The organism is Rahnella sp. AA, from assembly GCF_002834385.1.
Lineage (GTDB): Bacteria > Pseudomonadota > Gammaproteobacteria > Enterobacterales > Enterobacteriaceae > Rahnella.
Genome location: NZ_PITQ01000001.1, coordinates 1,020,133 through 1,038,561, shown reverse-complemented (window position 1 = coordinate 1,038,561; position 18,429 = coordinate 1,020,133). Strand labels below are relative to the sequence as shown.

Sequence of the window (18,429 nt, the reverse complement as noted above, 5' to 3'; positions counted from 1 at the left end):
TAGATATATCTTTTTTACATAGAAATTTAGAGCAAAAAAAAAGCGCTGAATAATCAGCGCTTTCGGTGCAGTTAAGAAACGGTGTTATTTGGCGTCAGCGAGAACTTTACTGACGATTTCCACGGCTTCTTTTTCAATTTGTTCGCGGTGTTCTGCGCCGAGGAAGCTTTCACAATAGATTTTGTACGCTTCTTCAGTACCGGACGGACGTGCGGCGAACCAGCCGTTTTTGGTCATCACTTTCAGACCACCGATAGACGCGCCGTTACCCGGGGCGTTTGTCAGACGGGCGGTGATCGGATCACCGGCCAGTGTGTCTGCTTTTACCTGTTCAGGAGAAAGTTTAGACAACGCGGCTTTCTGCGCGTGAGTCGCAGGCGCCTGAATACGGTTGTAGCTCGGTGCGCCGAAACGGGCAGCCAGTTCGTTGTAATGTTCCTGCGGGTTTTTACCGGTCACGGCGGTAATTTCTGCCGCCAGCAGGCACATGATGATCCCGTCTTTGTCGGTAGACCACGGCGTGCCGTTGAAACGCAGGAAAGAAGCCCCTGCACTTTCTTCGCCACCAAAACCGAAGCTGCCGTCAAACAGGCCATCCACGAACCATTTGAAACCGACCGGGACTTCGACCAGTTTACGGCCTAAGTCTTCAACAACGCGGTCGATCATCGCGCTGGAGACCAGCGTTTTGCCGACGGCGACGTCTTTGCCCCACTGCGGACGATGCTGGAACAGATACTGAATCGCCACCGCCAGATAATGGTTCGGGTTCATCAGACCGGCAGGCGTCACGATACCGTGGCGGTCATAGTCCGGGTCGTTAGCAAAGGCCAGATCGAATTTATCACGCAGCGCCAGTAAGCCGGCCATTGCGGATTCAGACGAGCAGTCCATGCGGATCACGCCGTCGTGGTCGAGATGCATGAAGCGGAAAGTCTGGTCAACTTCGTCGTTAACCAGCGTCAGATCCAGTTTGTAATGCTCTGCGATACGCTTCCAGTATTCGATACCGGAACCGCCGAGAGGATCCACACCCAGTTTCAGACCTGCTTTCTGAATCGCGGCCATATCCACGATGTCAGTCAGCCCTTCAACAAACGGCTGAACCAGATCCTGCGCCACCAGATGGCCACTCTTCCACGCCAGATCCAGCGACTGACGCTTGACGCCCGCGAGCTTCGCCGCCAGCAGTGCGTTAGCGCGTTTCTCAATCACAGACGTCAGATTGGTATCAGCCGGGCCGCCGTTGGTCGGGTTGTATTTAATCCCGCCATCTTCCGGTGGGTTGTGCGAAGGCGTGATGACGATGCCATCCGCCAGTGCGCCGCCGTTGCGGTTGTGCGTAAGAATGGCGTGAGACACCGCCGGTGTCGGGGTGAAACCGTTATCTTCCTGCACAATGACGTCAACGCCGTTGGCCGTCAGTACTTCCAGCACAGAGATAAACGCCGGTTCGGACAGCGCGTGGGTGTCTTTCCCCACGTAGCACGGGCCGGTTGTACCCTGCTCTTTACGCACTTCAGCAATCGCCTGCGCAATTGCCAGAATATGTGCTTCATTAAAGCTGTGACGCAACGCGCTGCCGCGGTGACCGGACGTACCGAATTTCACGGCATGAGCCGGGTTTTGCGGGTCCGGTTGCAGGACGTAATACTGTGACGCTAACTGCGCCACATTGATCAAATCGCTTTGCTGAGCAGGTTGCCCTGCACGGGGGTGATTAGCCACTGGCGTTTCTCCCAGACGCTGAAATTAGAGGGTGCCGCACACTTTCTCAGTCAGTTCCGCCGGGAACTGCATGAGTTGCATGATGTGCTCTATCATGCTGCGTTTGCGACCTGTGTTGGTATTCGTAATAACCCAATACGGCGTTCCGGGAACGTGTTTAGGTTTGGTATGGATTCCGTTTTGCAGCAAGGTTTGCTGGTCACCGGCAAAATAGGTACGCGTGCGACCCGTCAGAGAGTCGGTCGCCGTAGCAAATTCTTTAGGGTTCAGGATATACAAGGTCGACAGGATCAGCATAAAGCGGTTAACCGCTTTGGTCTGCTCTGCATATTCGTCAGACAACAACAGTTCGCGCACGGCACGGACTTTTTCACGCGACGTAGGCGCGGCGGCGGCGGCAGGTTTTTCCTGTGCGACGGTTCCGGCAATAACGGCTGTCGTGACGGGTGCGGCAGGAGCGGTCTGGCCGGCAGTAAATTTCAACATACGGCGCAAAATATCAGACGCACTTTCACCGATTGCTTGCGTGTGGCTGGCAATGTAGCGGTAGAGTTCTTCGTCAACCTCAATAGTTTTCATTTTTATCCAGTACTGTTTTTTCTACTAAATTCATTCAAAAGGATTATACAAATTTCTACGCGTTCACAAACAGATGAATTGTGTCGCTAAGCAAAAAGCAGATTACTTCCCGTTTTCGCAGCCGACAGTCTGTTCTGTCCCACGTTGTCAAATCCCGCTCAGGCATCTGGCAGAAACTTTCTGTTTTAAAAAAATCATCCGCCACTCATGATAACCTAATGAGATTGTTTATCTGTATGAACTTCGCCATGAAATTACATTATCGCCTGCAAGAACCTGAAGCCGACGGCAGCAATGCGCTGCCGGTTCTCCTGATCCACGGGTTGTTCGGAACCCTTGATAATCTGGGCATTCTGGCCCGTGACCTGAAACAACAGCATAGCGTGTTGCAGGTTGATTTGCGTAACCATGGCCAGTCCGGGCGTTCACCGGAAATGTCCTACGCCGCGATGGCGCAGGATTTAATGGAAACGTTAGATGAAGTCGGTTTCCAAAAATTCATCGTAATCGGCCATTCCATGGGCGGAAAAGCGGCTATGGCACTGACGGCGCTGATCCCCGAAAGAATTGAGAAGCTCATCGCCATTGATATCGCGCCGGTGGATTATCACGTCCGTCGCCACGATGAGATTTTTGCCGCCATTAATGCCGTCACCGAAGCCGGATTGCGCGACCGCTCTTCCGCCACCGAATGTATGCATCAGTATATAAAGGAAGACGGCGTGATTCAGTTTTTGCTGAAATCTTTCCAGCAGGGAGAATGGCGTTTCAATGTGCCGGTTCTGCTGAATGAGTACGCAAAAATTGTCGGCTGGGAAGAGGTCCCGGCGTGGAGGCGTCCGGCGCTGTTCATCCGCGGCGGTGATTCACCTTATGTGCAGGACGCCTATCGTGAAAATATTGCCCGCCAGTTCCCGCAGGCAAAAGCCTATGTGGTCGCAGGAGCCGGTCATTGGGTGCATGCGGAAAAACCTGATGCGGTGCTGCGCGCTGTGCACCGATTCATCGATGCGGCCTGAGGTTTAACATCCTGGGGATAAATTGTGCAAAAAGCCTGCACAACTTCGAAAGTTATCATGAAATCAGGGCTATTAAGCGTTGTGAACCCCAGGCGCGCCAGTGTATGATTGCGCGCTATAATTTTGCCGCCCGTTTTACTCAGGTTGAGTGGCGGGAGGTGAATTGGGTCAGGGTTTCTTAGCCCGAAATGTGTGAAACGCTCGTCAGGAATCGGCTTGCCGTTTTCCGATGTAAAAACTTCCCTGGTTGTACCGCTACCTATGGCAAAAGAACAACTGGATCGCACGACGATTGATCTGTTCGCAGATGACCGCCGTCCGGGGCGTCCAAAAACTAATCCGCTTTCCCGTGATGAACAGCTCAGGATCAATAAGCGCAACCAGTTACGCCGCGATAAAGCGAGCGGCCTGCGTCGCGTGGAGCTGAAAATGAACGCCGATGCTGTTGATACGCTCAATAAGCTGGCAGAAGAACGCAATATCAGCCGTAGCGAATTGATTGAAGAGATGCTGCTGTCGCACCTTAACGGTCATGAAGGCTGATTGAAAAACGGGTAACCCTCTCAGGCTACCCGTTTGTTTTTTCTAATTCTTTACTTCCTGCTTCTTACTCAGAACGTTTCCCAGTTTTCAGAACTCTTCGCTGAAATCATGCCTGTATCCGGGCGCAATAATGGCGCTGAAACAGCTTTCGCAGACCGTGACGTCACGTTAGTGACAACGTCTTTTAACTTAAAGGTTGCGACTGCATTGTTGAGTAATGACGCCTGCTCTTCCAGAGATACCGCGGCGTGTGATGCCTGCTCGACCAGCGCGGCGTTTTGCTGCGTTACGCTGTCCATCTGCGTTACCGCAACGGCAACCTGGCTGATGCCTTTACTTTGTTCATCAGACGCGGAAGCAATTTCAGCCATGATATCGGTGACGTGCGTAATGGAGCGCACGACTTCATTCATTGTCTGACCGGCGTTTTCGACCAGTTTAGAACCGCTGTCAACGCGGGAAACCGATTCGCTGATAAGCGATTCAATTTCTTTCGCTGCCTGCGCACTGCGCTGGGCCAGATTACGCACTTCGCTGGCAACCACCGCAAATCCACGCCCCTGCTCGCCCGCGCGCGCTGCTTCTACTGCGGCATTCAGCGCCAGAATGTTAGTCTGGAAGGCAATGCTGTTGATTACAGAGGTAATTTCCGCGATTTTCTTCGAACTGCCGGAGATATCTTTCATGGTACTGACGACATCAGCCACAATGTTGCCGCCCTTTTGCGCGGTAGAAGACGCTTCCATCACCAGCTGGCTCGCGTGATGCGCGTTGTCCGCATTGTGTTTCACCGTTGCCGTCAGTTCTTCCATACTGGCTGCGGTTTCTTCCAGTGCGGATGCCTGTTCTTCGGTGCGGGAAGATAAATCGTTATTCCCGGCAGAAATTTCAGACGCGCCCTGATAGATGTGGTTAGTACAGTTACGGATAGTCTGAACGGTATTGGCCAGGCTTGACTGCATCACGTTGAGTAACGGGATCAGTTTGCCCGCACAGTTTTTACCAAACTCTTCCAGATAATGCGTCAGATCGCCGCTGGCGATAACAGCGAAGTGATCACGGATTTTATCCAGCGGTTTCACCAGCGCCATCACCAGATAACGATCCGTCAGAAGCAGAATAATCAGGCCGATTGAAAAAGCGGTCAGCAGGATAACTTTGCTGTAATAAGTCAGATGGTTAGACTGGGTCTGAGCAGCCTCGAAATCAACCGCAATCTGCCCGCTGACCTTCGTCATTGATACGCCAAAATTACGGCTCAGGGCAGGGACGGTATCATTGGACAGCTGATTATAAGTATCGTAATTCTTGCCACTTGCCGCTGCATAAAGAGGTGCAACGCCCTGCGTCACCAGAGTTTCCCAACTGGAGATCAACTCCTGAACCGAGGCATCGTCTAACCCCGGATGCGGAGTCGTTTTAAAGCTTGCCAGAGCCTGAGAAAGACCATCAAGTGATTGTTTTGCCGTATCAAAAATTTCCGGCCCTTTTGACGGGTCGGCCTGGTTCTGAGATACGGCACGGCTTAAGCGGGTCACGGTGCGAAAATACTGATCGTTTCCTTTACTGATCAGCGCCATATTGTTGACCAGCTCAGTACTATTCTTGGTATTTTGCGTCAGCGTATTCAGGGATGAGACGGTGTAAATAGAGACACTGGCCCACATGACACAAAAGATGCCAAGAATGGTTAATAAAGCGGCCCTGATGGTGATATTTTTTAAAAACTGCACGGTATGCCTCTCTCGAAACAGAACTGTTTCTGGTCTGAGGATTGACGGGGATGCGGAGAATCAAGACAGGTAGCCGGCAGGCTTTTGCCCCCGGACATGTTTGAACACCTCTCCGGGCATCGATTTCTTTATTATGTTGAGATTCCTCTCGCATCATCTATCGGCGGGTTATTCTCAAAATTTAGTATTGTGAGAACATATTTCTTAATTTTGCTTTTGACCTCAATAAGTTTGTGGTTAATGCAATGCAACTGAAAGCACACGAAGGCGATAACACTTAAAAAGATTGCCCGATAAACTTATCCACCAGTTAAGAAGGCGAGCTGAAACATATTCTCCGCCTCGCGAGTTTGCTATCATCTGCGTTATTATTGCCTGCAATGCAGAGCACTTCATTGAGAACAAGAGGTTAGGTAATCTTATGGCCGTAGTGGGTATCTTCTTTGGATCCGATACAGGTAACACCGAAAACATCGCGAAAATGATCCAAAAGCAATTGGGTAAAGATGTTGCAGAGGTGCATGACATTGCGAAGAGCAGCAAAGAGGATCTGGAAAAATTCGACATTTTGCTGATCGGAATTCCAACCTGGTATTACGGCGAAGCGCAGTGTGACTGGGACGACTTTTTCCCGACGCTGGAAGAGATAGATTTCGACGGTAAGCTGGTCGCGCTGTTTGGCTGTGGCGACCAGGAAGACTATGCCGAATACTTCTGTGATGCGCTGGGTACCGTGCGTGACATCATTGAGCCACGCGGTGCAGTGATTGTTGGACACTGGCCAACCGAAGGCTATCACTTTGAAGCATCAAAAGGTCTGGCAGATGATAAACACTTCATCGGGCTGGCAATTGACGAAGATCGTCAGCCTGAGCTGACCAACGAACGTGTTGACGCATGGGTCAAACAGATTAAAGAAGAACTGAGCCTTTCAGAAATTATTGGCTAAAAACCCTGTTGGCCCTGAGGATTTATTCTACAATTGAAGGGCCAAACTATTACTGAAATTAACAATTTAACCGCTACAAAATTGTAACTTTCGGTGGTATCAAGGTACACTGAGTTCATCTGTTTTTTCTATCGATCAAGTCGTTGCATTATCGAATGTGACAGGCATTTTGTGATCTTTATTAACAGGCTGTCGTTTTTGGGAATTGGTACACTTCCCTTAAGCGAAGAATCCTTAAACGACAAATTTTTGTGCCGCCGATGCCACAGGCTGCATGCCTCAACTTGATTAGCACATAGTAACAGGACTGAATCCGCATGACTGACAACAACACCGCACTGAAGAAAGCCGGCTTAAAAGTCACGCTTCCGCGCCTCAAAATCCTGGAAGTGCTGCAAGCGCCGGAAGGTCATCACGTTAGTGCGGAAGATCTGTACAAACAACTGATTGATATGGGTGAAGAAATTGGCCTGGCGACGGTTTACCGCGTACTGAACCAGTTTGATGATGCCGGTATCGTTACCCGTCATAACTTCGAAGGCGGGAAATCTGTTTTCGAACTGACTCAGCAACATCACCATGATCACCTGATCTGCCTCGATTGCGGCCGCGTTATTGAATTCCGCGACGAATACATTGAAGGCCGTCAGCGTGAGATTGCGAAGAAACACGGTATCAAACTGACCAACCACAGCCTGTACTTGTACGGCCACTGTGAAACAGGTGATTGTCGCGAAGATGAATCTTTGCATAATGATAAACCTGCGCAGTAATCTGCACGGTCAGTCTGAATAAATTAACCGCTGAAAGGCGGTTTTTTTATGTCTTCGATTCAGGCGGAGAGTTAAAACGCAAAACCCCGGCAAGCCGGGGTTTGTTGTTTCTTTATATCAGGAGCCAAAATCTGAATTCAGTGTTCACGTCCTGTTAATTGGTTGGCTTTGGCGAATTGTTAGAACGAATTTCCTGCCAGATTTTGCCGCAGTCTGCCGCGAAAGCCTGGCCATCGCCGGTTTTACGCGCAGTCAGACAGCGCTGATAATCCACAACACGCACGGTTTCCTGCTCGGCAAACTGCTTGTGCTCCTGTTCCTGTTTCAGAACATCAAGAATGGTCTGGCACGACGCCACTTTGTCCGGCGAGCCTTCTGCTTTTATGATGCAGTTGCTGTACGCCTGACGCAGTTTCGCATTTTCGGTTTGCGTAGCCGTTGGTGCACAACCTGCCAGCAACAGGGAAGTCCCGACCATCATCAGTAATTTATTCATCGGTTTAGTGTCCTCAGAAAATAGTGAATGGAGCGATAACGATGAATTTCACGTCTTTTTCATCTTGGAAAATGTTGCCGTAACCGCCGCCCCAGCTCGGGATATCCGAGTGGTTGTCGTACTGGGTGTAATGCAGTTTGAACAGCGTACCTTTCGCGCGACCTTCCTGAATGGTGTACAGCGCATCAAGGCTCCAGGCACTTTCTTTCAGGCGCTGGCTCTGATCATAGATTGGATTGGTACTCGGTTTGGCATCCCACGCGTAAACATAAGAACCGCCCACTGCGAAGCCCGGCAGATCCCATTTTGCCAGATCGTATAACACACCAGCGTAAACCGCTTTTTCGCCGTTGGCGTTGAAGTCAGAACGGTTATCCCACCACACATCAAGACGTCCGTTTGAAGAAGAATACGTCGGGGTCATGCGCTGTAAAAAATACCCCTGATTCCCCTCAGCTTTGACCATCGTCCCTTCCAGACGCCAGTTGAACTGGCCAGTGGTGTAACCGAAAGTCAGTGCCTGCAACCAGGCTAAACCGTCATACAGGCTATTCGGATCGTTCTGGTTGCTGATACGATCTTCGGCGCCGTAGAACTGGTAGCTGGTAGTGAGCGGATTGCCCATCAGATCAATTTTGTACGACGCTTTGGCGAAGTACTGATCGACGTAACTTTCAGCCTGACCGAAAGCCGCTTCCAGCACGAGATCATTTTTGAAGTCGTATTTCGCACCCAGCGAGTGAATATAGGAAACACCGGTTTTCTTGTCGTTCTGACGGAAATCATCCATTTCCAGATGCCACGGCGATTTGTATTCATCCGCCCACATGTAGGAGAAACTCAGCTCGCCCGGATCGCCAAAATCATGTTTATACCCGGCTTCGGCACCGCGATAGGTACCCGGCATAAAGCTCCAGTGCGGGGCGATCAGCGTTTGTCCGGTGGGCTGAATGTAACCGGCATGACCCCAGAATCCGCCGTATTTGAATTTACCGGCGGCTTTGTAGAGGCTGACGCCGCCTTTATCGCCGGAGTAGTCTTCGTCATACGCATGGTTTTTGGAGGAGAACGCGATTTCGTTCGGGTGGCCGCTGTCGCTGGCTTCGGCTAATTCGATCGCGGTAAATGCGGCGACGTCGATACCGAACATATCCCAGGCGTAGCCGGAGGAGAAATCGAGATTCAGGTTAGCGGTCGAGTGCGAAAGGTTGGTGGCATATTTATCGTAATCGGGGTTATTCACCGTGACTTTTGTGCCGTCAGGGCGGGTTTCTTCTTTCGTTTTGTTCAAATCTTTGCGGTCGCGTTCGCGCTGCCAGTAATACACACCACCGGTCAGTGTCGAATCATCAATAAAGCCAGCCGCTCTGGCCTCTTCAGGGAACATCATTCCGCCGCCCAACAAAGTGCCAGCCAGCGTGTACATCACAGGTTTCAGGTAAGCCGATCCCCTGCCCCTGTTAAGGTGCTTATGCATAGAAATTCCTCATTTTGACTAAAAAACGTGCAAAACCCAAACGGGTATTAAAAGCGGCCGCCAGAGGCGTAACCGTATAAAGCAGGATCAAGAGTATTTTTCGCGACGCGAATTATCAATGAGTAATTAAACCCTGGTAGCTGAAGTATGACAAAGTGCACATAAAGATGAAAAAGTGTAACAAACGAGGAATACGAAGGATTAAATCAGTGGACTCTGGTAATCGATAACTAAAACAGATAATTAAGTAAAAACTGTCTTGGTTTAAACGTTTCAGCACTCTGATATTCGGAAAGGAAGGTCCTAAAAAGTAAACATGAAAAATGCATTAATTCGCGATGAAAAAGAAAATTACGTGAATTTCTGACATAAAAAACGCAGCCGGAGCTGCGTTTAGCAATCATTCATCGGTGAATTACGCGACGGGTTTTGATTCCCAGGTATCACGCAAGCCAACGGTACGGTTGAAGACCAGATTTTCAGCGCTGGAATAGCGGCTGTCAGCACAGAAGTAACCTTCACGTTCGAACTGCAGGCTGATTTCAGCCTGAGCAGCCACCAGAGAAGGCTCAACGAAACCGTGCGCGATCACCAGGGATTCCGGGTTGATCGTGGTCAGGAAGTCTTCTGCCTGGCCCGGGTTTGCCACGCTGAACAGACGGTCATACAGACGGAATTCCGCCGGTTTGCCTTCAGTAGCGGAAACCCAGTGGATCACACCTTTCACCTTGCGGCCATCGGCAGGATCTTTGCTCAGCGTTTCGATGTCGTATGAGCAGAAGATCGTTGTCACATTACCTTCGGCATCTTTCTCAATGCGTTCAGCTTTGATGACATACGCATTGCGCAGACGAACTTCTTTGCCCAGCACCAGACGTTTGTACTGTTTGTTCGCTTCTTCGCGGAAATCGGCCTGATCGATATAAATCTCACGGGTGAACGGCACTTCACGTGTACCCATCTCCGGTTTGCTCGGATGATTAGGCATTTTCACCATCTGCACGTCATCACCGGTAAAGTTCTCAATGATCACTTTAACCGGATTGATGACAGCCATGGCGCGCGGTGCGTTTTCGTTCAGATCATCACGAATACAAGACTCCAGCGCCATCATTTCGACGTTGTTATCCTGTTTTGTTACGCCGATACGGCGGCAGAATTCACGAATAGAAGCGGCGGTATAGCCACGGCGACGCAGACCAGAAACGGTCGGCATACGCGGGTCGTCCCAGCCTTCCACGATTTTATCCGTCACCAGCAGGTTCAGCTTACGCTTGGACATGATGGAATATTCGAGATTCAGACGGGAGAATTCGTACTGACGCGGGTGGCATGGGATCGTGATGTTGTCGAGAACCCAGTCGTACAGACGGCGATTGTCCTGGAATTCCAGCGTACACAGCGAATGGGTGATCCCTTCCAGCGCATCGGAAATGCAGTGGGTGAAATCATACATCGGATAGATGCACCATTTTTTGCCGGTCTGATGGTGTTCCGCAAATTTAATACGGTAGAGAACCGGATCGCGCATAACGAAGAATGGCGACGCCATATCGATTTTTGCACGCAGACACGCCGCGCCTTCAGCGAATTCGCCGCTGCGCATTTTTTCGAACAGCGCGATGTTTTCTTCTACGCTGCGATCGCGGTACGGGCTGTTCTTGCCCGGAGATGTCAGCGAGCCACGGTATTCGCGGATTTCATCCGGAGACAGTTCGTCAACGTAAGCCAGACCTTTATTGATCAGCTCCAGCGCGTAACCGTGCAGTTGATCGAAGTAGTCGGAAGAATAGTGAATATCACCGCTCCAGCCGAAACCTAACCACTGGACGTCGTGTTTGATCGACTCAACGAATTCGATGTCTTCTTTTGCCGGGTTGGTATCGTCAAAACGCAGGTTGCACTGCCCCTGATAGTCTTGCGCAATACCGAAGTTCAGGCAGATAGACTTCGCATGGCCGATATGCAGATAACCATTAGGCTCGGGCGGGAAACGGGTATGAACGGTATTGTGTTTCCCGGTCGCCAGATCTTCATCAATAATCTGACGGATAAAATTTGTTGGGCGGGCTTCAGCCTCACTCATTGTGCAATTCCTCTACGCAACATTGACTCTACAGATAACCTGTTATGTTCCAACAAGCCACGTCGGGAAACAACCGTTAGTTGCATAAAATCGTGGTTATCTGCATACCGCGTGTCCGTAAACAATAAAAAACGGGAAGAGATTGCTCTCTTCCCGCTAAGACTTAACTCAACTGAATCGGCGTCAGGAAATTATTTACCCTGAATCTCAAACAGTTTGGTCTGACCGGCTACGACTGAACCGCTGGCCAGTGAAATCACACCGGTGTAATCATCGATGTTGCTGACCACAACCGGGCTAATCATTGAGCGCGCGTTAGCGTTCAGATAAGCCAGATCAAGTTCCAGTACAGGCTGACCGGCAGCAACCGTCGCGCCTTCTTCGACCAGTCGGGTGAAGCCCTGACCGTTGAGCGTGACCGTGTCGATGCCCATGTGCACCACGATTTCAGCGCCGGAAGTGGTTTCCAGGCAGAACGCATGGTTGGTATTGAAGATTTTTACCACGGTACCCGCAGCCGGTGCCACGACGGTTTTATCCGTCGGACGAATTGCCACGCCGTCGCCGACGGCTTTGCTGGCGAAGGCTTCATCTGGCACCTGATCCAGCGCCACGATGTCACCGGTAACCGGCGCAACCAGTGTTTCAACGACCGCTTTAACGCTGTTCGGCACCGCCTGTGGCACCGCTTTGGCGGTCACTGGCGCGGTTGCGCTGCCTGCGGCAACCGGGCCGCGCGCCATCACTTTCTTCATTGCATCAGCCAGAGATTCTGCTTTTGCACCGACAATAACCTGAATGCTTTGTTTGTTCAGGCGAACAATACCGGACGCCCCCAGACGTTTACAGGCAGCATCATCAACAGTACCGGCATCTTTCACATTCAGACGCAGACGGGTGATACAGGCATCAATCCCTTTGAAGTTATCAGAACCGCCCAGTGCGCTGATGTAGCTTGCCGCCAGCTGGTTCAGGCCTTCTTCGGTATTGCTGTTTGCTTCCGGCTCACCGATATGCTCGGCGTCGTCTTCACGGCCCGGCGTTTTCAGGTTGAACATGCGGATAATCACGCTGAACAGTACGAAGTAGATGACGAAGAATACAACGCCCATCACCAGCAACATCCAGACGTTTTTACTTGCCGCTGGCAGGTTGTACATCAACGCATAGTCAATCGCACCCGCAGAGAAGGAGAAGCCGGCGTGGATACCCAGCGCGGTGGCAACGTACAGGCTGATCCCGGTCAGGATGGCGTGGACTAAATACAACAATGGGGCAAGGAACATGAACAGGAATTCTAACGGCTCAGTCACACCGGTCAGGAATGCAGTCACCGCAACGGAGACCAGCATACCGCCCACCAATGGACGACGTTCTTTAGGTGCTGCGAAGTACATTGCGCACGCTGCGCCTGGCAGACCAAACATCATGATTGGGAAGAAGCCGGACATGAACATCCCTGCGGTGCCATCACCTGCGTAGAAGCGGTTGATGTCGCCATGGAATACTGTGCCTGCTGCGTTGGTGAAATCACCAATCTGGAACCATGCGATGGTGTTCAGCACCTGATGCAGACCGGTTGGGATCAGCAAACGGTTTACGAAACCGAAGATACCCGCACCGAATGCGCCTGCGCCTACGATCCACTCACCACCGGCGCGGATTGCATCCTGCACAGGAGGCCAGACGTAACCGAAGATCGCGGCCAGAATCAGACAGAAGAAGCCCGTTGCGATAGGAACGAAACGTTTCCCACCGAAGAAGCTCAGGAAATCAGGAAGTTTGATATCAGACCAGCGGTTGTAAACCATACCGCCGACCAGACCGGTGATGATACCTGCCAGAACGCCCATGTTGACGGCCGGGTTGATGGTAATCATTGCCTTCGTCAGGATGAAATAGCCAATACCGCCCGCTAATGCAGCAGCACCTGCGCTGTCTTTAGACCAGCTTGATGCCACGCCAATGGCAAAAATCAGGGCCAGGTTATCGAAGATCCCGCCACCCGCTTGTGCGATGAAAGGCATGTTAAGTAGATCTGGCTGACCGAAACGCAGCAATAAAGCAGCGACCGGCAATACGGCTATCGGCAGCTGAAGCGCTCTGCCTAAACGCTGAAAGAATCCAAGAATATTCACATTTCCCCCTATCCGCCGTCAGGCGAATCACCTAAGTAGTTTAATTAGTATGGTTACTACCTTTACATTTACCGTTCCGATTTAACCAACTGCACTTTTAACCAACAGCACTGCGAGTGTAAAAAGATTATTTCGTATCGCAAATTAAAACCTCTCTTTTTGTGATAATTATCACCAAAAAGAGGTCATAACATGCCATCAGACTGGTCAAGACACAAAACTTATTTTATCATTAAAAAAATCTAGACGGCATTGTGCCAGTCATAAACCACCTCGGTGGTTTACGCTTAACAAGACCGCCTTTGAACTGACGAACTTAGTTTTTACTTTGACTACGTGTATCCGCAGTTATTGACGTTGCAGGAAGACGGCAATCGAGTAAATCCCGATGAGCTTACGCAGGTAAGTGATTCGGGTGAACGAGAGCAGCCAACGCCCTGCAAGGTCAAGGACAAAGGATATCAACAGTATATTCAATATTCTGAAACTAGAGGTACGTGATGAGACTAATTCCTTTAAACACCACCACTGAAGTTGGCAAATGGGCTGCACGTCATATCGTTGAGCGTATCAACGCTTTCAACCCCACTGCCGACCGCCCGTTCATTTTGGGCTTACCTACCGGCGGCACCCCACTCGAAGCTTACAAACATTTAATCGCCATGCATAAAGCAGGCCAGGTTAGCTTCAAGAACGTGGTGACTTTCAACATGGACGAATATGTTGGCTTACCGCAGGAACACCCTGAAAGCTATCATACTTTCATGTATAAAAATTTCTTTGATCATGTAGATATTCCCCGTGAAAACATCAACTTACTGAACGGGAATGCACCAGACGTCAACGAAGAATGCCGTCAGTACGAAGCAAAAATTAAGTCTTACGGTAAAATTCACCTGTTCATGGGTGGCGTGGGCAACGACGGGCACATTGCCTTCAACGAACCGGCATCTTCACTGGCTTCACGCACCCGTATCAAAACCCTGACACACGAAACCCGCATCGCTAACTCCCGTTTCTTCGACAATGACGTCTCTCAGGTGCCAAAATACGCCCTGACCGTTGGCGTAGGCACACTGCTGGATGCAGAAGAAGTGATGATTTTGGTGACAAGCCACGCGAAGGCGCAGGCACTTGAAGCCGCCGTCGAAGGCAACATTAACCACATGTGGACCATCAGCTGCCTGCAATTGCACGCAAAAGCCGTTATGGTGTGTGACGAGCCGTCCACCATGGAACTGAAAGTCAAAACTGTTAAATATTTCCGCGAGTTAGAAGCGGAAAATATGAAAAACCTTTAACAAAATTTATGCCCAAAGCCAGTCGCGTTGCAGCAAGGCGGCAACGACGCGAATCTCCGGGAGCTTACTGAAGTAAGTGACCGGAGTGAGTGAGGCAGCCAACGCAGAAGCAGCGTGACTGGAGAAGGGCAAGCGAACAAGGGGGCATGATGTACGCTTTGATTAACGGCCGGGTATATACCGGCCACGACGTTCTGGATAACCATGCGGTCGTGATTGCCGATGGCAAAATCGAACGTGTCTGCGCGGTCAGCGAGCTGCCGGACAATGTGGAAACCCGCGATCTGGACGGTGCCATTCTTGCCCCCGGATTTATCGACCTGCAACTTAATGGTTGTGGCGGCGTGCAGTTCAACGATTCACTGGAAGCGATTTCCGTAGAAACGTTAGAAATCATGCAGAAAGCCAACGAAAAATCCGGCTGTACCAGTTTTTTACCTACGCTGATCACCTGTAGCGATGACTACATGAAGCACGGCGTCAGCGTAATGCGCACGTATCTGGAAAAATATCCGAATCAGGCGCTGGGTCTGCATCTTGAAGGCCCGTATCTGAGCCCGTTGAAAAAAGGCACTCACAATCCGGCCTTTATCCGCAAGCCTGACAGCGCGATGATTGATTTTCTGTGTGAAAATGCCGATGTGATCACTCAACTGACGCTTGCGCCGGAACAGGTTGATGCCCGCTATATCCGCCAGTTGCGCGCTGCCGGTATTGTTATTTCCGCCGGCCACTCTAATTCGACATATGCTGAAGCCCGCGCCGGTTTTGCGGCCGGTATCAGCTTCGCAACGCACCTTTATAATGCAATGCCGGCGATTACAGGTCGTCAGCCTGGCCTGATTGGTGCAATTTTCGATACACCGGAAGTGTATACCGGTGTGATTGCGGACGGTTTGCACGTCGATTACGCCAATATTCGCAACGCGAAAAAGCTCAAAGGCGAGAAACTGGTACTGGTCACCGACGCCACTGCGCCAGCGGGTGCAAATATTGATGAGTTCATTTTTGCCGGTAAAACAATATACTACCGTGACGGACTCTGTGTGGACGAAAACGGAACACTGAGCGGCTCTGCGCTGACCATGATTGAAGCAGTTCAAAACAGCGTCGAACATGTCGGCATTGCACTGGATGAAACGTTGCGTATGGCATCGCTTTATCCGGCCCGCGCGATTGGCCTCGACGGCCAGCTGGGCAGCATTGAAGCAGGCAAAGTCGCCAACCTCACCGCGTTCACTCATGATTTTAAAATCACAAAAACTATCGTTAATGGTGACGAAGTTTAATTGAGCGGATAACAGCATTGATGACAACTGGCGGACAGCAGGCACAAATCGGCAACGTTGATCTGGTTAAGCAGTTAAACGGCGCGGCGGTTTACCGCCTGATTGACCAACAAGGGCCCATTTCGCGCATTCAAATCGCCGACATGAGCCAGTTAGCGCCCGCCAGTGTCACCAAAATTACCCGACAGTTACTCGAGCGCGGGCTGATAAAAGAAGTGGATCAGCAGGCTTCCACCGGGGGACGCCGCGCTATTTCAATCATCACCGAAACCCGTCCTTTTCATACCATCGCCGTTCGTCTTGGTCGCCATGACGCGACCATCACGCTCTACGATCTCAGTGCCAAATCACTGGCCGAACAGCATTATTCCCTGCCAGAACGTACACAGGAAACGCTCGAGAACGCCTTATTTGAGTCGATCGCGCAATTTATCGAACTGAATCAGCGCAAAATTCGCGAGCTGATAGCCATTTCCGTGATCCTGCCAGGCCTCGTCGATCCGAATAAAGGCATCGTCCGCTACATGCCGCATATCAGCGTCGGCGCGTGGAAATTAGTCGATGCACTGGAAGCCAGATTCAAAGTCACCAGTTTTGTCGGCCACGATATCCGCAGCCTGGCACTGGCCGAGCACTATTTTGGAGCAACCCGCGACTGCCAGGACTCCATTTTGGTTCGTCTGCACCGGGGAACCGGCGCAGGAATTATCGTTAACGGGCAGATTTTCCTCGGCAGCAACGGCAACGTAGGCGAAATCGGCCATATTCAGATCGACCCGCTGGGCGAACGGTGCCATTGCGGCAACTTCGGCTGTCTGGAAACGGTCGCTGCGAATGCCGCCATCGAAAACCGTGTACGCCATCTGCTCACGCAGGGTTACGCCAGCAAACTCAGCCTTAACGACTGCTCAATTTCCGCGATCTGTAAAGCCGCCAACCGCCATGATGCGCTGGCTACCGAAGTGATTGAACACGTGGGCCGTCAGCTTGGCAAAGGCGTTTCCATCGCTATCAACCTGTTTAATCCGCAAAAAGTGGTGATTGCCGGTGAAATTACTGAAGCGGATAAAGTCCTGCTGCCGGCTATCCAAAATTGCATTAATGCTCAGGTTTTGAAAGATTTCCGCCGCAATTTGCCGGTTGTGACTTCCGCGCTTAACCATCAGTCCGCGATTGGTGCGTTTGCGCTGGTCAAACGGGCTATGCTGAATGGCGTTCTGTTGCAGCGTCTGATGGAAAATTAAGACGTGCTATAGTAGAGGGCTGCCAGGAATGGGGCTGAAAATGTGGGTTTGGAAATCATGACAATAAAGAATGTAATCTGTGACATTGATGGCGTGCTGTTGCACGACAACACAGCTGTACCCGGCGCCGATCGCTTTCTGGCCCGAATTCAGGAACAGGGAATGCCTCTGGTCATTCTCACCAACTACCCTTCCCAAACCGCTCAGGATCTGGCAAACCGCTTCAGCGCTGCCGGTCTTGAAGTGCCGGAAAGCGCGTTCTTCACGTCCGCGATGGCGACGGCTGATTTCCTGAAACGTCAGGAAGGCAAAAAAGCTTACGTCGTTGGCGAAGGCGCTCTGATCCACGAACTGTATAAAGCGGGTTTTACCATCACAGATATCAACCCTGATTTTGTGATCGTCGGCGAAACGCGTTCGTACAACTGGGACATGATCCATAAAGCGGCCTATTTCGTGGCGAACGGTGCGCGTTTTATTGCGACAAACCCGGACAATCACGGCCACGGTTTCGTTCCTGCCTGCGGCGCGTTATGCGCGCCGATTGAGAAAATCACCGGACGTAAGCCGTTTTATGTCGGCAAACCGAGCCCGTGGATTATCCGTTCTGCCCTGAATAAAATGCAGGCACATTCAGAAGGTACGGTCATCGTTGGCGATAACCTGCGAACTGACATTCTGGCCGGTTTTCAGGCGGGTCTGGAAACGATCCTGGTGCTGAGCGGTGTTTCTTCACTGAACGATATTGAAGGAATGCCTTTCCGCCCGACCTGGATTTATCCTTCAGTCGCGGATATCGATATCATCTGACCGCGTCGGGTAAGCCTGTGAAAACGAGTCTGAATCTGCATTCAGGCTCGTTTTTTTTTACCTTGCTGACTGATTTTTATCCGTTTTTTTGTTTTTTTGAATTCCCACCAATTTTTCGGCATTAAATTGATAATCCATCAACGAAAAAGCCATTAAATTGAACATCCGCTAACAAACCAGCCTCACCAACACACTATTTATCAGAAGAGCGTTAAACCGCTTGCACAACACAGGGGTTTTGACGCATTTTCATAGTCAGCAACG

15 protein-coding genes are annotated in these 18,429 nt (G+C 50.8%); 8 read left to right on the top strand and 7 right to left on the bottom strand.

Annotation, left to right across the window (positions count from 1 at the left end; genetic code table 11):
• Positions 1-84: 84 nt before the first annotated feature.
• Together pgm and seqA are read right to left on the bottom strand one after the other, a co-directional pair.
• Positions 85-1,728, bottom strand: a complete 1,644-nt coding sequence (gene pgm / locus CWS43_RS04725) for a phosphoglucomutase (alpha-D-glucose-1,6-bisphosphate-dependent) (protein ID WP_101075718.1) — start codon at positions 1,726-1,728, stop codon at positions 85-87.
• A 24-nt stretch (positions 1,729-1,752) separates the two neighbouring features.
• Positions 1,753-2,307, bottom strand: coding sequence for a replication initiation negative regulator SeqA (seqA, locus tag CWS43_RS04720; protein ID WP_101075716.1), 555 nt, complete (start codon positions 2,305-2,307; stop codon positions 1,753-1,755).
• 236 nt (positions 2,308-2,543) lie between these two features.
• Here seqA and ybfF point away from each other — a divergent pair, with 236 nt between their 5' ends.
• On the top strand, positions 2,544-3,326 hold the full coding sequence (ybfF, locus tag CWS43_RS04715; protein WP_101075714.1) for an esterase: 783 nt from the start codon (positions 2,544-2,546) through the stop codon (positions 3,324-3,326).
• A 261-nt stretch (positions 3,327-3,587) separates the two neighbouring features.
• Positions 3,588-3,869: a LexA regulated protein gene (gene ybfE / locus CWS43_RS04710; protein ID WP_101075810.1), complete on the top strand. Its 282-nt coding sequence runs from the start codon at positions 3,588-3,590 to the stop codon at positions 3,867-3,869.
• Positions 3,870-3,937: 68 nt separating this feature from the next.
• Here the strand turns inward: ybfE and CWS43_RS04705 are convergent, their stop codons facing one another.
• The gene (locus CWS43_RS04705) at positions 3,938-5,602 is read right to left on the bottom strand and encodes a methyl-accepting chemotaxis protein (protein ID WP_101075712.1); all 1,665 of its coding nucleotides are present in this window, start codon (positions 5,600-5,602) and stop codon (positions 3,938-3,940) included.
• 421 nt (positions 5,603-6,023) lie between these two features.
• Here CWS43_RS04705 and fldA point away from each other — a divergent pair, with 421 nt between their 5' ends.
• Entirely contained in the window at positions 6,024-6,551 is a 528-nt protein-coding gene (fldA, locus tag CWS43_RS04700; protein ID WP_101075710.1) for a flavodoxin FldA, read from the top strand.
• A gap of 317 nt (positions 6,552-6,868) precedes the next feature.
• A complete protein-coding gene (gene fur / locus CWS43_RS04695) occupies positions 6,869-7,324 on the top strand; it encodes a ferric iron uptake transcriptional regulator (protein ID WP_101075708.1) in 456 nt (151 codons plus the stop codon).
• Between the two features lie 154 nt (positions 7,325-7,478).
• Here fur and chiQ read toward each other — a convergent pair whose 3' ends face one another.
• The 4 genes from chiQ to nagE form a co-directional block, all read right to left on the bottom strand.
• Positions 7,479-7,820, bottom strand: coding sequence for a ChiQ/YbfN family lipoprotein (gene chiQ / locus CWS43_RS04690; RefSeq protein ID WP_101075706.1), 342 nt, complete (start codon positions 7,818-7,820; stop codon positions 7,479-7,481).
• A gap of 13 nt (positions 7,821-7,833) precedes the next feature.
• Positions 7,834-9,246, bottom strand: a complete 1,413-nt coding sequence (locus CWS43_RS04685; protein ID WP_198555780.1) for an OprD family outer membrane porin — start codon at positions 9,244-9,246, stop codon at positions 7,834-7,836.
• A 466-nt stretch (positions 9,247-9,712) separates the two neighbouring features.
• The gene (gene glnS / locus CWS43_RS04680) at positions 9,713-11,383 is read right to left on the bottom strand and encodes a glutamine--tRNA ligase (protein ID WP_101075702.1); all 1,671 of its coding nucleotides are present in this window, start codon (positions 11,381-11,383) and stop codon (positions 9,713-9,715) included.
• Positions 11,384-11,574: 191 nt separating this feature from the next.
• Positions 11,575-13,521, bottom strand: a complete 1,947-nt coding sequence (gene nagE / locus CWS43_RS04675) for a PTS N-acetyl glucosamine transporter subunit IIABC (protein WP_101075700.1) — start codon at positions 13,519-13,521, stop codon at positions 11,575-11,577.
• Between the two features lie 500 nt (positions 13,522-14,021).
• Between nagE and nagB the strand changes: the two genes are divergently transcribed.
• The 4 genes from nagB to CWS43_RS04655 all read left to right on the top strand — a co-directional run bounded on the left by nagB (position 14,022) and on the right by CWS43_RS04655 (position 18,165).
• Positions 14,022-14,822, top strand: a complete 801-nt coding sequence (gene nagB, locus CWS43_RS04670; protein ID WP_101075698.1) for a glucosamine-6-phosphate deaminase — start codon at positions 14,022-14,024, stop codon at positions 14,820-14,822.
• A 149-nt stretch (positions 14,823-14,971) separates the two neighbouring features.
• The gene (nagA, locus tag CWS43_RS04665) at positions 14,972-16,111 is read left to right on the top strand and encodes an N-acetylglucosamine-6-phosphate deacetylase (RefSeq protein ID WP_101075696.1); all 1,140 of its coding nucleotides are present in this window, start codon (positions 14,972-14,974) and stop codon (positions 16,109-16,111) included.
• A 20-nt stretch (positions 16,112-16,131) separates the two neighbouring features.
• Positions 16,132-17,355, top strand: coding sequence for an N-acetylglucosamine repressor (locus tag CWS43_RS04660; RefSeq protein ID WP_101075694.1), 1,224 nt, complete (start codon positions 16,132-16,134; stop codon positions 17,353-17,355).
• A 57-nt stretch (positions 17,356-17,412) separates the two neighbouring features.
• Positions 17,413-18,165, top strand: a complete 753-nt coding sequence (locus tag CWS43_RS04655; protein WP_101075809.1) for an HAD-IIA family hydrolase — start codon at positions 17,413-17,415, stop codon at positions 18,163-18,165.
• Positions 18,166-18,429 lie beyond the last annotated feature (264 nt).

What these genes read in the sequence shown, in the direction of transcription:
- nagB (WP_101075698.1), top strand. Translation starts at nt 14,022, where the DNA reads ATGAGACTAATTCCTTTAAACACCACCACTGAAGTTGGCAAATGGGCT.
- CWS43_RS04685 (WP_198555780.1), bottom strand. Translation starts at nt 9,246, where the DNA reads ATGTACACGCTGGCTGGCACTTTGTTGGGCGGCGGAATGATGTTCCCT.
- ybfE (WP_101075810.1), top strand. Translation starts at nt 3,588, where the DNA reads ATGGCAAAAGAACAACTGGATCGCACGACGATTGATCTGTTCGCAGAT.
- chiQ (WP_101075706.1), bottom strand. Translation starts at nt 7,820, where the DNA reads ATGAATAAATTACTGATGATGGTCGGGACTTCCCTGTTGCTGGCAGGT.
- seqA (WP_101075716.1), bottom strand. Translation starts at nt 2,307, where the DNA reads ATGAAAACTATTGAGGTTGACGAAGAACTCTACCGCTACATTGCCAGC.
- glnS (WP_101075702.1), bottom strand. Translation starts at nt 11,383, where the DNA reads ATGAGTGAGGCTGAAGCCCGCCCAACAAATTTTATCCGTCAGATTATT.
- fldA (WP_101075710.1), top strand. Translation starts at nt 6,024, where the DNA reads ATGGCCGTAGTGGGTATCTTCTTTGGATCCGATACAGGTAACACCGAA.
- ybfF (WP_101075714.1), top strand. Translation starts at nt 2,544, where the DNA reads ATGAACTTCGCCATGAAATTACATTATCGCCTGCAAGAACCTGAAGCC.
- CWS43_RS04660 (WP_101075694.1), top strand. Translation starts at nt 16,132, where the DNA reads ATGACAACTGGCGGACAGCAGGCACAAATCGGCAACGTTGATCTGGTT.
- nagA (WP_101075696.1), top strand. Translation starts at nt 14,972, where the DNA reads ATGTACGCTTTGATTAACGGCCGGGTATATACCGGCCACGACGTTCTG.
- fur (WP_101075708.1), top strand. Translation starts at nt 6,869, where the DNA reads ATGACTGACAACAACACCGCACTGAAGAAAGCCGGCTTAAAAGTCACG.
- CWS43_RS04655 (WP_101075809.1), top strand. Translation starts at nt 17,413, where the DNA reads ATGACAATAAAGAATGTAATCTGTGACATTGATGGCGTGCTGTTGCAC.